Origin of the sequence: Bacillus sp. PS217 (assembly GCF_037963535.1) — a bacterium.
GTDB lineage: Bacteria > Bacillota > Bacilli > Bacillales > Bacillaceae > Bacillus > Bacillus subtilis.
In genome coordinates, this window is the sequence record NZ_CP150157.1 from 2,101,880 (window position 1) to 2,116,308 (window position 14,429).

The following is a 14,429-nucleotide window of genomic DNA, read 5'->3' on the forward strand; positions in this document are numbered from 1 at the left end:
AAAGGAGTTTGATCTTGTTTACTATTAAAGAAAAAAATCGTCAAGAGCTTGAAGAAGAACTAAATGATTTAGAATTTCAAATTTATCGCATGCAGGAGAATATGAAGGATTTATCTAAAGATGCCAAAGTGCTTGGTATTGATCAATCGAAACATGATGAGTGGATGATTGTTTCCTCGATTGATGATGGCCAAACATGCAAAATTATGCTAACTGATTGTAAAACGGCTTACCGAGGAAAAGGCTGTTTTTCACTTGTAGCGTCTTACAAGGACGATGCCATTCATATAGGCGATATAAAAGGCCCTCCGAATCACGGGTTTGGTTCCATTTGCATGAAATATTTAAAAGATATAGCAAGAGACCACAATATACCGAAAGTCACAGGAGACATCGCCAAACGGGATTGGAATCATGTAGACCGGCTGATTCACTTTTATGAAAAACATCAATTCAAAGTATGTATCGATCATGATACCCAATCCGGCAGCATTAAGTGGGTTGATTTGTAGAAAAGTCTGGAAGAAAGAGCCAAGATATGCTGTAATGGTAAAAAACCATTGATGGAGGGTTCTATGTACGCCTCAAAACTGAAAAAGGGAGACGAAATCCGGATCGTGTCTCCCGCGACCAGCATGTCTATATTATCAAATGAAGCAAAAATCCGAGCAAAAACGGCGTTAGAACGCTTAGGTTATCGGGTAACCATCGCTGAACACGCAAATGAATGTAATGAATTTGATTCATCCTCTATCGAGTCAAGAGTCCATGATCTGCACGCTGCCTTTTTTGATCCAGGCGTCAAAGCGATTTTAACGACACTCGGAGGGTTTAATTCAAATCAGCTGCTGCGTTATCTTGATTACGAGAAAATCAAACGGCATCCAAAAATTCTGTGCGGCTATTCCGATATAACCGCTCTTTGCAACGCAATTTATCGAAAAACGGGTCTTGTTACGTATTCAGGCCCCCACTTCTCAACATTTGCAATGAAAAAAGGGCTTGATTATACACAAGAGTATTTTCTTTCTTGCTGCGCTTCGGACGACCCGTTTGAAATTCTTCCTTCAAGTGAGTGGAGCGATGACCGCTGGTTTTTGGATCAAGAAAACAGGCGTTTTTATCCTAATAACGGCCCTGTTGTAATCTAAGAAGGTTATGCGGAAGGCACTTTAATTGGCGGAAACTTATGCACGCTTAATTTGCTGCAGGGAACGGAGTATTTTCCCGAAACAGAACATACTATTTTATTGATTGAAGATGATTATATGTCAGACATCCATATGTTTGACCGCGATCTGCAATCACTCATCCACCTCCCCGCTTTTTCACATGTAAAGGCGATTTTGATCGGCAGATTTCAGAAAGCATCAAACGTATCAATGGATCTTGTAAAAGCCATGATCGAAACAAAAAAAGAATTATCCGGCATCCCGATCATCGCAAATATAAATGCCGGACATACCTCGCCAATTGCCACGTTCCCTATAGGAGGAACATGCAGGATTGAAGCTATTTCGGGTACATCACGAATATGGATTGATAAACATTAATCAGCTTGTAAATTTTTTTACAAGCTTTTTTAGCGCAATCGGTTATGCATGCCGCACGAGACATGACAAATGTCATATAGGAGGCATGATGTGTGCTACTACAAAAGACTTCTCTCATTAGCGTATACTGAACCGAGACACACAATGAGAGGATACTTACTATGACTGAACAAACCATTGCACATAAACAAAAACAGCTGACAAAGCAAGTCGCTGCATTTGCTCAGCCTGAAACAAAAAACAGCCTGATTCAGCTTTTAAACACGTTTATCCCATTCTTCGGCCTATGGTTTCTTGCTTATCTCAGCCTCGATGTCTCCTATCTTCTTACGTTAGCATTAACGGTGATTGCCGCAGGTTTTCTGACAAGAATTTTTATCATCTTCCATGACTGCTGCCATCAATCTTTTTTCAAACAAAAACGCTATAACCACATTCTCGGTTTTCTGACAGGTGTCCTGACTTTATTCCCGTATCTTCAATGGCAGCACAGCCATTCGATTCATCATGCAACTAGCAGCAATCTGGATAAACGCGGAACAGGAGACATCTGGATGTTAACAGTAAACGAATATAAAGCTGCATCCAGACGAACAAAGCTTGCATACAGACTTTATAGAAACCCGTTTATCATGTTTATTCTCGGACCGATTTATGTTTTTCTGATCACGAACCGTTTTAACAAAAAAGGAGCAAGACGAAAAGAACGTGTAAACACATACCTTACGAATCTGGCAATTGTCGCGTTGGCTGCCGCTTGCTGTCTGATCTTTGGCTGGCAATCGTTTTTACTGGTGCAAGGCCCGATATTTCTGATTTCAGGTTCAATCGGTGTTTGGCTGTTTTATGTGCAGCATACCTTTGAAGATTCTTATTTTGAAGCGGATGAAAACTGGAGCTACGTTCAGGCTGCTGTTGAAGGCAGCTCATTTTATAAACTCCCGAAACTGCTTCAATGGCTAACAGGCAATATTGGTTACCACCACGTTCATCATTTGAGTCCAAAGGTGCCTAACTATAAGCTTGAAGTTGCTCATGAACATCACGAACCATTAAAAAACGTACCGACAATCACCTTAAAAACAAGCCTGCAATCACTTGCGTTCCGTCTATGGGATGAAGATAACAAACAGTTTGTGTCATTTCGGGCTATAAATCATATAGCTGTAAGCCTTCCGCCTGATTCACCAGAAAAACAGAAGCTGCGGAAGAATGCCTGATGATAAAGGAGGTCTTCTAATATACTAGAAGGCTTCCTTTTTATTGTTGGAGGGTGCATTCTGGCTTTCACAATGATAAAGTTACAAGTAAGATGAAAAGCTGAAAATGAGGTAAGATCATGATTAAAAAGCATTTAACATTTCAAAAACTAAACGGGATTACGCCCTATATATGGACGATATTTTTCATCCTCCCCTTCTACTTTATATGGAAATCATCATCTACATTTGTTATTATTGTCGGCATCATTTTGACGCTTTTATTTTTTTCGGTATATCGATTTGCTTTTGTCTCAAAAGGCTGGACCATTTATTTGTGGGGATTTTTATTAATTGGCATTTCAACCGCTTCCATTACCCTGTTCAGTTATATTTATTTTGCTTTTTTTATCGCGTATTTTATTGGAAACATTAAGGAACGCGTCCCTTTTCATATTTTATATTATGTCCATTTAATAAGCGCAGCCGTCGCAGCCAATTTCAGTCTCGTATTAAAGAAGGAATTCTTTCTGACACAAATTCCTTTTGTCGTCATTACCCTCATCAGCGCAATTTTATTGCCCTTTAGTATAAGAAGCCGCAAGGAGCGCGAACGGCTTGAAGAAAAGCTCGAGGATGCAAATGAACGGATTGCAGAACTGGTAAAATTAGAAGAACGTCAGCGAATTGCCCGCGATCTCCATGATACGCTTGGGCAAAAGCTTTCTCTTATTGGTTTAAAAAGCGACTTAGCAAGAAAATTGATATACAAAGATCCCGAACAAGCAGCTCGTGAACTGAAAAGTGTTCAGCAAACAGCGCGAACTTCTTTAAATGAAGTAAGAAAAATCGTTTCCTCTATGAAGGGCATCCGGCTCAAGGATGAATTGATCAACATCAAACAAATTCTCGAAGCAGCTGACATTATGTTTATCTATGAAGAAGAGAAATGGCCCGAAAATATCTCATTGCTGAATGAAAACATTTTGAGCATGTGCTTAAAGGAAGCTGTCACAAATGTCGTCAAACACAGCCAGGCTAAAACTTGCCGAGTTGACATTCAGCAGCTCTGGAAGGAAGTTGTGATAACAGTGTCTGACGATGGAACATTCAAAGGAGAAGAAAATTCCTTTTCAAAAGGACATGGCTTACTCGGGATGAGAGAACGGCTTGAGTTTGCAAACGGAAGCCTTCACATCGATACCGAAAACGGAACCAAGCTTACCATGGCAATTCCTAATAATTCAAAATAAACATAAAGGATGGCTTATATGATTAGTATATTTATTGCAGAAGATCAGCAAATGCTGCTGGGCGCTTTAGGATCACTTCTAAACCTCGAAGACGATATGGAAGTCGTAGGCAAAGGTACAACCGGCCAAGATGCTGTTGATTTTGTCAAAAAACGCCAGCCTGATGTATGTATTATGGACATTGAAATGCCCGGAAAAACAGGGCTTGAAGCTGCTGAGGAGCTAAAAGATACAGGCTGCAAAATTATCATCTTAACCACCTTCGCCAGACCCGGTTACTTTCAGAGAGCTATTAAAGCTGGCGTTAAAGGCTATTTGTTAAAAGACAGTCCGAGTGAAGAGCTGGCCAACGCCATCCGTAGCGTCATGAACGGAAAACGCATCTATGCACCTGAGCTGATGGAGGACTTATACAGCGAAGCTAACCCTCTTACAGATAGAGAAAAAGAAGTGCTCGAACTTGTGGCTGACGGTAAAAACACAAAAGAAATCGCTCAGGAACTCAGCATCAAAAGCGGGACGGTGCGGAATTATATCTCAATGATTCTAGAAAAGCTTGAAGTGAAAAATCGAATTGAAGCCATTACCCGGTCAAAAGAAAAAGGCTGGTTTAAATAAAAAAGGATCTTGGCATCTGCCAGGATCCTTTTTGTTAACCTGAAATTCCCGTTTGAGAACCTCGCCGCAACCAGAATTAAATTGATCCATATCCTCGCTCCTACGCCCGCTGAACGATTGCTTGGTTAACAGCCCAATAAAAGACTGGATTGAATGATATCCCTGTTAAAATGGTCGGCCATTGCACATCAGCAGAATTTCTGATATTGATTATATTGTATTTTCAGTATGACAAAGTTGTGCCACTTCTCTCCCGAAGCTGCCATGCCCAACTGCAAGAGCCTAATATCACAATAAAAAACCGTCTGAAATCAATCCGATTCCGTAAATGGCATTTGCTACATCCAACTGCTTATTATCTGCCAAAAAAGATACAACACCAGTCGTTTCGCTGATCAAAGATAGTAACAACCAGCTATAAATGTCATGATGCCGAATGTCTCTGTAATGTGGAATCAATCTTTTAACCCGAGAGCCCCTGAATCGCACATAAAGAAAAACGGGACCACTTTCTTTTATCAGCATATGATATAAACAGCTCTAAGCAGAACAAAAAAAGACACAAGCCAAAAGCTTATGTCTTTTATCACAATCTATATTATTAGTTTAAGACTTTAACACTTACAGTTTTGACGCCCCAATTAGAAGCATCACTTTTACTTGGTACAAATACGTCGATTTTATTTCCTTTAATAGCGCCGCCAGTGTCTGCTGCTGTTGCTTCCCCGTAGCCTTCAACATAGACTTTAGAACCTAGCGGAATTACATTAGGATCAACCGCAATAACTTTCGCGTTCGGGTTCTTATTTAAGTCAATGCCTGTAGCTGTAACGCCGGAAATGCCGCCGTCGTTAGCAGTGTAAGCAGTAGCAGTAACTGTTAGTTCTTTTGAAGCTTCTTGATTATTTGTATTTGATTGAACAGCCTTCTCCTCTGTGTTAACAGAAGTTTCTGCCTCAGCCTTTGTTTCTTGTTTAGGTTGCTGTTGTACAGCTTCTTGTTTAGGTTGCTCTTTTTGCACAGCCTCTTGTTTTGGCGCAGCTTGAGGTGCGTTTGTTTGCGCATTCTCAGTAGCTGTGTTTGCTGCTGTTGCCTGACCTTTTACTGAAAGAGTTGATCCAGCATAGATCATGTCAGAGCTTAAGTTATTCCAAACTTTCAGGTTGTTGACTGTCGTGCCGAATTTTTGAGCAATCTTAGAAAGCGTATCTCCCGCTTTAATTGTATATTGCCCAGTCGTGGTTGTTTCTTCTGAAGAAATGGTCAGTTTTTCTCCTGCAATGATTTTATCAGAAGTTAACTTGTTCCATTCTTTTAAGTCCTTTAGGTTCACTCCATTTTTCTGAGAGATTCCCCAGAGCGTATCACCCTTTTGCACCGTAATTTCTTTTGCAGAAGCGTGAGCTCCGAATGCAGTTGTTGAAAGTGCAGCAACTGCCACAAAGGACATAATCGTCTTCTTCATAAGTAAATCCTCCCTTGTTAGCTTTTTATTGGCGGCTAACAGGTGATATCGTAACACACGTAAATGTCAAATCAATAACAAAAAGATATGATTTAGATTACAGTTCCTTTACATGAAGGATTTCTCTCTGATGGAAAGACTTGCTGAACCCTTGATATAATAGGCTTCGCAGGTCTTTTTATTTTGAGGCGAAACAGAGAAAATAAAATGTGTTTTTTATAGAAAAAAAGATTGTTTTTCTGTTTTTTTAGTCTGTCATCCTTGCATAAGCTTGTATTTCTTGTAAAAAAAGCCGGCCGTATTTTGCTCTTTTTTGTTCTCCGACTCCTTTTATAGACAAAAGTTCATCATCATTTACGGGCTGTTTTCCTGACATTTCTTTTAACGTTTGGTCAGAGAAAACAACAAATGGCGGAACACCCTGCTCAGCCGCAATTTCTTTCCGAACCATGCGCAATCGTTCAAATAGCTCGTCATTTTCAGTAATCGCTGCCGCTTTTAACGCTTCTTTTCTCGCTACTGATAATTCTCCTTTCAGCACATTCCTTCCTTTACTGCTGACAAAAAGAGTCGGAAACGTTCCGTCTGACATCCTGATGAAGTCGTCAGAAATAAGAAATTCGATAAAATCACTGATTTCGCCAACGGATTGGTGTTTTAATATCCCGTATGTTGAAAGGTCGGAAAAGCCGTTTTCAAGAACTTTTTTATTTTTGGAGCCGGAAAGCACCTGTGCAACCATCGTCTTGCCAAACCGTTCTTTCATGCGAATGATACAAGATAAGACCATTTGCGCCTCCCGCGTCACGTCATGGGCCGCTCTTGTATCGGTACAGTTTCCGCACTGTCCGCACGCATCAGGCTCCTTTTCTCCGAAATACATAAGGATAAAACGCTGCAGACAATCTTCCGTATGACAGTAGTCGACCATTTGTCTCAGCTTTTTTAAATCCTGCTTTTGTTTCTCTTCATGTTCTGATTGCTCAATTAAGAAACGCTGCACCATAATATCCTGCGGTGAAAACAGGAGAACACATTCACTGGCAAGACCGTCCCGTCCAGCTCGTCCTGCCTCTTGATAATAGCTTTCCATATCTTTCGGGATTTGTGCATGCAGAACAAATCTGATATTTGATTTATCAATACCCATTCCAAAAGCAGAGGTTGCCACCATCACTTGAAGCTCATCATTAAGAAACCTTTCCTGCTGCTCTTTTCTCTCATCATCAGCCATACCTCCATGATACCGGCCTGCCCTGACCTGATTTCGTTTCAATCTCTCATATATCCGATCAGCTTCTTTTCTGGTCGCTGTATAGACAATTCCTGCTTCATGCCTGTTGTTTTGTACATATTCGTCTATAAACCGATCTTTATTTTCTCCTTTTACTACTTTAAAGGTTAAATTATCTCGGGAAAATCCGGTATATACCGTGTTTTCTTTTTGAATATGCAGCTGTTTGCAAATATCATCATGAACCTCGGGTGTGGCTGTTGCTGTTAACGCCATGATGACAGGCTTGTCGTGTAATTCACGGAACAAGATTTCAATATTCCTGTAGCTTGGCCTGAAATCATGGCCCCATTGAGAAATACAGTGCGCCTCGTCTATTGCGACCAGAGGAACATCTATGCCCTGCAAAATCCGGATAAACTCTGTGGACGTTAGTCGCTCTGGTGTAATGTAAAAAAGCTTATAAGCCCCTTCTTTGAGTCCGTTCAGCCTCTCATATATTTCCTGATTGGATTGTGTGCTGTTAATGTAGGCGGCGTTAATCCCCGCTTCTTCTAACGCATCAACTTGATCCTTCATCAAGGAAATCAACGGTGAAATGACGATCGTCGTCCCTTCAAACATTAATGCCGGAATCTGATAGCAAATCGATTTGCCGCCTCCCGTCGGCATAATGCAGGCCGTATTTTGCCTCGCTTCCGTCACCAAGCGGATCGCTTCATCTTGGCCGCTCCGAAACTTCTCATAACCAAAATAATGAGCCAGAAGGGATTGGGCTCTATGTAACATAACGTGTAAACCTCGCTTTTCCTTGAATTTCTCCCATCATATCATAAAAAAGCGGCCTTCATTTCTTTCACATAAAAATGGAATATTCACTATACCAAACCTTTTTAGATAAAATAAAAAGCCATTTCCGAAAAGGAAATGGCTTTCGCTACGTCTTGCCGTATGCAAGTAAGAAAGTTTTAAACCACCACTCCTCAAAGTGGGTGTTTGCAGAAACGTTCCTGTCGTCCTCTGCAATGGAGGCATGACATTCCGGCTTCGATATAAAACTCCCTATTACAGCTTAAAGGTTAAAACTTAATTAACAATACGCACAAAGTAGCTTCTTTAATATAGTACACCATCAGGCGCTTTTAATCAAGAGGCCAAAACAATTGTTTAGAAAAACTTTTTCCAGTGAATAAAACTGCTTTTTCTCCAAAATACCTGACAATTCGACAAACAAAAAAATATATTACAATAAAAAAATAGCCTTTTTTGCTAAAAGCGAATGATTATTTTCTTCTATATTAATGTGTATATACAAAAAGACTCCTATTTGTAACGATAGGAGTCTTGGCTTTATTAGAATTTTGCAGCAAGATCTTTTGCTTCTTGTAAACCTTTTTCAACGATTTCTTGCGCTTGATCAGGTGCTGCGTTATGTCCTTCGATGACAACTGTGTGCAAGTCTTGAACACCCCAGAAACCAAGAACTGTTTTCATGAAGTTTAATGACATTTCAAGTGCAGCCATTGGTCCTTCTGAGTAGACACCGCCGCGAGCGTTAAGAAGCGCAACTTTTTTGCCGCCCATTAAACCGACTGGTCCTTCTTGTGTGTATTTGAATGTAACGCCTGCGCGAGACAGATAATCAACATAAGTATGAAGCACTGCTGGCACTGTGAAGTTCCAAAGCGGGAATGCGAAAACAACTTTGTCAGCTTTTACAAACTGGTTCAGATATTTGTCAGCAATTGCTGCTTGTTTTTTCTCATCTTCTGTCATTTCCATTCCTTGACCTGCTTTAAATGTTCCGTTAATCATATCTCTGCCAAGGTAAGGAAGGTTTTCCTTATGAAGATCTAATTCAACCACTTCATCATTAGGGTTGTTTTCTTTATAAGCAGCTAAGAAAGCTTCGTAAAGTTTAGTTGAAACGCCTTCTTCAGCTGTACGGTCGCTTGATTTTACAAATAAAACTGTAGACATTTGTATTCCTCCCGGTAAACTTTTTATATTTACTTACAAATAGTATGTTACTTTCTTTTTTACGCAAAGTCAATCATTTTATTTTGAATATGAGATTTTTTTTCAAAAAAAAGCAAGTACATCTAATATCGGTGTACTTGCTTGCCATTTTTACTTCGAATCTTGTTCACGATCCAAGATTTCATACGTCTGCGAGCTTTTTTGATCAATTGTTTCTTTGTTGGATAAGTCTTTTACCTGTTCATGAAACTCTCTTTCATAAGAAGGAGCATCTGTCTCCAGATCATCCTCCACATCAGCTTGGGCCTCAACTGTCATTCTTGCATAAGGAACAGCTTCAAGTCTTTCGTAAGGAATCTCTTGGCCGGTTTTTTCACACACGCCGTAAGTTCCGTCTTTCATCTTTTGTAATGCACGGTTGACCTCCTCTAACAGCTCCCGGTCAATCTCTTTCACTGTTTGGTCTGTCATCCGGTCTGTGACGAGCGTCCCGTGGTCTGCCATATGGTTGTCAACCCCGTTGGAAAGCTCCCCCACTTCTTCCGTCATTGATTCTGTTTCCTTTTTCTCGCCAGACAATTCTTTTTGCATATCGAGCAATTTATGATAGAGATGCTGTGTTTGTTCTTTTGTCAGTGCCATGTATATCCTCTCCTTTCTATCCTGTTTCCCGTTTTGCCTTCTGTCAAACATGGAAACATCGATGGAAAGATGAGCTACTGCCTTTTTGAACGGATCGTGACCGCTGGCGTCGATGGTGCTTCGGGTTTTCGTTGGCACTTTTTGTCCTTCTCTTCTGGCGGTATATAATAGGTTGCGCCTATATTTAATCTGCCGCTCAGTTCATCAATGGTCAGCTCGCCGAATTCAAGATGATAGTCAACCTTTTCGACATTCAGCGTTTCAATATGTATATAGGTTTCTTCAGACTCTTGTTTGCTGCTTTGTTTTTGTTTCTCAATCACTGAGAGTCTTTCTTCACATTCACGCAGTTTGTCAAGTTCTGGTTTCAAGCAATGCCTGATCAGCGACCGGAACATTTTTTTCATGACATCACGACCCTTTGCATACTCCTCTTTCGTCTACATATATAATGAGGTATATCCCATAGAAAGGAGAGGTTTTCATGCTTCCGACTAACATCAATATTTCTCATCTCAAGACTAACTCGATAGGCACCGGCTCATCCCTTACCTTTGGTTCTGCGGAGTTAAGGAACAGGTGCTCTGCTATCAAAAGAAATAACGGTTTTGGGGAACAAAATGCAGATGTTATTGTCATGGTCATTCCGATTGAATCAATTGATGACCGTGATGGGTCAGATGCACTCAGTATGAAAATCAATCATCAATAACAATGGTTTTCGCTTGACCTTCGTCTTTTTGAATAGTGATGTATAGGATTCCGTCTTTAAAAATGGCATTCATCTTTCCATGAAGATGATCGGAAAGCGGAATTTTCTTTTCAAAACTTCCGTATTTCCCTTCTTTTTGGCGAAAGTCCTGTTCATTAAAATAGGAAAAGCGCTGCCCCTTCACCACTAAATAATCTCCGTACGATAATATGTGAACGTCTTGTTTACGGTAGCCTGGAAGATAAATTAAAAACTGCACTTCCGCAACGGTATCTACAATATCCATGCTCGGAAATGAAGCATCTCCTTTCCCTCGCTGATCTTGCTGCGAAAACGGAAACGGAGATTGGCCATTTGTCATAAAAGGGGTTTTTTGGTCTTCATCAAATACCTGTTTCCAAAAGTCACCGCCGTACATCTGCTGTGCGAATTCCATCCACTGCTTCATCTTTTCGAAATCCATTTGAAGCCCCCTGTCTTAACATACTTTATAACCGCCAGCATACAACTATAGAAAGGAGGTTTGCCTGTGGTTCAACCAACTCCGTATATCAATATTAATATTTTCATGCTGAAAATTAATTCCTTTGAAAATGCTTCAGCTGTAAACGTAGGACAAAATTTATTGGCAGAATGGCAAAATTCAGATAAAAAAAATCAAGGCTACGGACAGAATTTTGGAGATGCGAGCGGATTTATGGGCACGAGAAGCCATGTGGATGACAGAGACCAAATTGATTCTCCGGCCTCTTTTGAAAGTGAAGCGGTTAACTCCTCAATCAAAAGGAAGTGATGAGATGTTCTTTTCACCCTCCGTCGTGAATGTCGGCGGATTTAAAATCAATACGATGGACCGTGGTTCCTCTTTAACACTCGGTCCGTATCAGCAGGTCGATTACTTTTTATCAGCTAAAATAAATCAAGGGTTTGGAGAAGAAAATGGCGACTTTACTCCTCTTGTCGTGCCGATTTCAAATGTATTAGATGCAGATCTTGTTGATTCGAACTCAGCGAAAAACAGTGTGGTGTAATAAGAACAGGGCGCACATGCCCTGTTCTTGTTTTTATATATAAAAAAAAGCCTAACCATTTTTTGAACGGCTGGCTCATCAAATGTTCAGCTGCACAAATGCTTTGTCAGCACCGCCTGAACCTCGCTTAAATCGGTGTCTTTCGCAAATTCTAATTCGAACGTTTTGCTTCTTGTCATCAATAAAAGCCCAGTGTCCGGATCAAACATTCCCGCTTCTTGGATGGCAAAGCTTTCAATTGTTTTATATGGAAGAAATACACGAACCTTCTTTTTAGAAAACATTTTATTGTCAAAGAAAATGATCCGCTTATTTGTAAAGCAAATTTGGTCCACTCGGAGCTTATAAATCGATTCTATTCTTTCCCCTTCAACGAGCAAAGCCTCAAGCTTCTTTGCGTCCGTTGATCTGCTAACAGAAAAAATACCCAATGAAGAACCCCTCTTTCTGCATTTATCTATTTGTTTTATCATTCACTACATAAAAATAAGTCCTTTATCCCTATATAAGAATACGACATAGAAGACATTTAAACCATTACGAACAGATTACATTTTTCAAATTTTTGATTTGTTTTTTGGCTTTTAAGCTGTTGTCATCAAGTAATACGCACATATAGAGAAAAAAGTTTCAATATTCAGCAATGTTTTTATAAAAAAGCGGTTTTTAATGATTTTTTTAATTTTGTTTTATATTTCCTGTTTTAACCACAAAAAAACCGCAGCTGAGCTGCGGATTATGTATCGATGTTTTAACAAAATCTGTCTGATGCTTCAAGGAAACATTACATCTCTTCGAAGTATTCTTTATAATAGCCGCCGACTTTATTCGTATTGTCGACCACAAAGAGAAACTCCTCTGTTTCATTTTTTACTTCATATTCTTTTCCCGGCGTTAAAACGCGGTTTACGATATATTTTTTTGCGTTTGTCTGCACACACTTTACTTTTTTAATGGTTTCTTTTTCAAGCCAATTTTTATGAATCATGATGAAATCTCCTTTTCTTATCTATAAGCTTATTGTAGCTTTTTTCTTTTGTAAATTGCAATATCGGTTATTCATTGATTTTGCCTTGATTTCTATTATAGAATGTTTGTATACGCTTACGTTTGAAGCAACTATCACAGCTTATTTCTGCTATTCAATCCAGGAATCAATGTGCTATCACCAAGAATCTCAGAACAGACCATAAAAAATGACTGGAGGTTTGTTACGGATGAGTTCTTTAACGATGCAAGTGACGAAAAGGCTGGAGACATTTTTACAGGGAACAAAGAAGCTTTATATTGACGGAAAGTTTGTTCCGAGTGCCTCAGGGGCAACCTTTGACACTCCAAACCCGGCGACCGGCGAAACCTTGATGACGCTGTATGAAGCCCAGGCTGCGGATGTGGACAAAGCTGTTAAAGCTGCCCGGAAAGCCTTTGACCAAGGTGAATGGAGAACAATGTCTCCAGCTTCGAGAAGCAGACTGATGTATAAGCTGGCAGACTTAATGGAAGAGCATAAAACTGAGCTTGCTCAGCTTGAAACACTTGATAATGGGAAACCGATCAATGAAACGACTAATGGAGATATTCCGCTAGCTATTGAGCATATGCGCTATTACGCCGGCTGGTGTACAAAAATAACAGGACAGACGATTCCGGTTTCCGGCGCTTACTTTAATTATACGCGTCATGAGCCTGTCGGTGTCGTCGGCCAGATCATTCCATGGAATTTCCCGCTCCTGATGGCGATGTGGAAAATGGGCGCGGCACTTGCAACAGGCTGTACAATCGTCCTCAAACCGGCTGAACAAACACCGCTTTCAGCTCTTTATTTGGCAGAATTAATTGACCAAGCCGGTTTCCCTGCCGGTGTAATCAACATCATCCCAGGATTCGGTGAAGATGCGGGAGAAGCGCTGACGAACCACGAAGCGGTTGATAAAATTGCCTTTACCGGTTCCACTGAAATCGGAAAGAAAATCATGTCCACCGCAGCGAAAAGCATTAAGCGTGTGACATTGGAGCTGGGCGGAAAATCGCCTAATATTCTTCTGCCGGATGCGAATTTGAAAAAAGCCATCCCGGGCGCTTTAAACGGTGTGATGTTTAACCAGGGCCAAGTCTGCTGTGCGGGCTCACGTGTCTTCATTCATAAAGACCAATATGATGAAGTTGTTGATGAAATGGCGTCCTATGCTGAGTCACTCCGCCAAGGAGCGGGACTTCATAAAGATACTCAAATCGGGCCTCTCGTAAGCAAGGAACAGCATGAGCGCGTTCTTTCCTATATTCAAAAAGGAAAAGATGAAGGAGCAAAAGCAGTGACCGGCGGAAGCTGTCCTTTTGAAGCAGGATATTTTGTCGCACCGACTGTGTTTGCGAATGTTGAAGACGAAATGACCATCGCAAAAGAAGAAATTTTCGGACCCGTGCTGACTGCAATTCCGTACGAAACAGTCGATGAAGTTATTGAACGGGCAAACCATTCAGAATATGGGCTTGCGGCCGGACTATGGACAGAAAACGTCAAGCAGGCTCACTATATCGCGGACCGACTTCAAGCCGGAACCGTTTGGGTGAACTGTTATAATGTGTTTGACGCGGCGTCTCCATTTGGCGGTTATAAACAGTCAGGACTCGGACGAGAAATGGGATCATATGCCTTGGATAATTACACAGAAGTCAAAAGTGTATGGATAAACCTTGAAGACTAACATGTATGTTTAAAAAACTGCTGCCTGCCAGCAGTTT

16 protein-coding genes, 1 other RNA gene and 1 pseudogene are annotated in these 14,429 nt (G+C 40.6%); 9 read left to right on the forward strand and 9 right to left on the reverse strand.

Annotated features, from left to right (window positions below; translation table 11 throughout):
* The first annotated feature begins 14 nt into the window (after positions 1-14).
* The 5 genes and pseudogenes from NSQ83_RS10560 (at position 15) to desR (ending at position 4,623) form a co-directional block, all read left to right on the forward strand.
* Positions 15-512 (forward strand): N-acetyltransferase, encoded by a 498-nt coding sequence (locus NSQ83_RS10560; RefSeq protein WP_014477061.1) that lies wholly within the window; start codon positions 15-17, stop codon positions 510-512.
* 63 nt (positions 513-575) lie between these two features.
* Positions 576-1,553 (forward strand): annotated as a pseudogene (locus NSQ83_RS10565) (LD-carboxypeptidase).
* A gap of 161 nt (positions 1,554-1,714) precedes the next feature.
* Positions 1,715-2,773: a fatty acid desaturase DesE gene (gene desE / locus NSQ83_RS10570; protein WP_029318044.1), complete on the forward strand. Its 1,059-nt coding sequence runs from the start codon at positions 1,715-1,717 to the stop codon at positions 2,771-2,773.
* Between the two features lie 119 nt (positions 2,774-2,892).
* A complete protein-coding gene (gene desK, locus NSQ83_RS10575) occupies positions 2,893-4,005 on the forward strand; it encodes a two-component sensor histidine kinase DesK (RefSeq protein WP_029318043.1) in 1,113 nt (370 codons plus the stop codon).
* 18 nt (positions 4,006-4,023) lie between these two features.
* Positions 4,024-4,623 (forward strand): two-component system response regulator DesR, encoded by a 600-nt coding sequence (desR, locus tag NSQ83_RS10580; RefSeq protein WP_004399356.1) that lies wholly within the window; start codon positions 4,024-4,026, stop codon positions 4,621-4,623.
* Positions 4,624-5,224: 601 nt separating this feature from the next.
* Here desR and NSQ83_RS10585 read toward each other — a convergent pair.
* The 6 genes from NSQ83_RS10585 to NSQ83_RS10610 all read right to left on the reverse strand — a co-directional run bounded on the left by NSQ83_RS10585 (position 5,225) and on the right by NSQ83_RS10610 (position 10,351).
* On the reverse strand, positions 5,225-6,088 hold the full coding sequence (locus NSQ83_RS10585; RefSeq protein ID WP_003231267.1) for a 3D domain-containing protein: 864 nt from the start codon (positions 6,086-6,088) through the stop codon (positions 5,225-5,227).
* Positions 6,089-6,335: 247 nt separating this feature from the next.
* A complete protein-coding gene (recQ, locus tag NSQ83_RS10590) occupies positions 6,336-8,111 on the reverse strand; it encodes a DNA helicase RecQ (RefSeq protein ID WP_069703917.1) in 1,776 nt (591 codons plus the stop codon).
* A gap of 141 nt (positions 8,112-8,252) precedes the next feature.
* Positions 8,253-8,439, reverse strand: a non-coding RNA gene (gene ssrS / locus NSQ83_RS10595) — 6S RNA.
* Between the two features lie 236 nt (positions 8,440-8,675).
* The gene (gene azoJ, locus NSQ83_RS10600) at positions 8,676-9,302 is read right to left on the reverse strand and encodes an FMN-dependent NADH-azoreductase AzoJ (protein ID WP_003231260.1); all 627 of its coding nucleotides are present in this window, start codon (positions 9,300-9,302) and stop codon (positions 8,676-8,678) included.
* 150 nt (positions 9,303-9,452) lie between these two features.
* Complete coding sequence (locus tag NSQ83_RS10605; protein ID WP_003231259.1) at positions 9,453-9,944, reverse strand: TraR/DksA family transcriptional regulator; 492 nt, start codon at positions 9,942-9,944, stop codon at positions 9,453-9,455.
* 74 nt (positions 9,945-10,018) lie between these two features.
* Positions 10,019-10,351 (reverse strand): hypothetical protein, encoded by a 333-nt coding sequence (locus NSQ83_RS10610; RefSeq protein ID WP_003231257.1) that lies wholly within the window; start codon positions 10,349-10,351, stop codon positions 10,019-10,021.
* 77 nt (positions 10,352-10,428) lie between these two features.
* Here NSQ83_RS10610 and NSQ83_RS10615 point away from each other — a divergent pair, with 77 nt between their 5' ends.
* Entirely contained in the window at positions 10,429-10,656 is a 228-nt protein-coding gene (locus NSQ83_RS10615; protein ID WP_038429125.1) for a hypothetical protein, read from the forward strand.
* Here NSQ83_RS10615 and yocM read toward each other — a convergent pair.
* Positions 10,643-11,119 carry a salt stress-responsive protein YocM gene (gene yocM, locus NSQ83_RS10620; RefSeq protein ID WP_085187518.1) on the reverse strand — a complete coding sequence of 159 codons (477 nt, stop codon included), beginning with the start codon at positions 11,117-11,119 and terminating at the stop codon, positions 10,643-10,645. The two genes, NSQ83_RS10615 and yocM, sit on opposite strands and share 14 nt — an antisense overlap.
* 66 nt (positions 11,120-11,185) lie before the next feature.
* Between yocM and NSQ83_RS10625 the strand changes: the two genes are divergently transcribed.
* On the forward strand, positions 11,186-11,449 hold the full coding sequence (locus NSQ83_RS10625) for a hypothetical protein (protein WP_004399338.1): 264 nt from the start codon (positions 11,186-11,188) through the stop codon (positions 11,447-11,449).
* Positions 11,450-11,453: 4 nt separating this feature from the next.
* Positions 11,454-11,687, forward strand: a complete 234-nt coding sequence (locus tag NSQ83_RS10630; RefSeq protein ID WP_003231251.1) for a hypothetical protein — start codon at positions 11,454-11,456, stop codon at positions 11,685-11,687.
* Between the two features lie 86 nt (positions 11,688-11,773).
* Here NSQ83_RS10630 and NSQ83_RS10635 read toward each other — a convergent pair whose 3' ends face one another.
* Positions 11,774-12,118, reverse strand: coding sequence for a PH domain-containing protein (locus NSQ83_RS10635; protein ID WP_003220141.1), 345 nt, complete (start codon positions 12,116-12,118; stop codon positions 11,774-11,776).
* A gap of 353 nt (positions 12,119-12,471) precedes the next feature.
* Positions 12,472-12,675: a DUF6501 family protein gene (locus NSQ83_RS10640; RefSeq protein ID WP_003231245.1), complete on the reverse strand. Its 204-nt coding sequence runs from the start codon at positions 12,673-12,675 to the stop codon at positions 12,472-12,474.
* A 229-nt stretch (positions 12,676-12,904) separates the two neighbouring features.
* On the opposite strand from NSQ83_RS10640, the gene dhaS reads away from it, so the two are divergent.
* Complete coding sequence (gene dhaS, locus NSQ83_RS10645; RefSeq protein ID WP_015714095.1) at positions 12,905-14,392, forward strand: aldehyde dehydrogenase DhaS; 1,488 nt, start codon at positions 12,905-12,907, stop codon at positions 14,390-14,392.
* Positions 14,393-14,429: the final 37 nt, after the last annotated feature.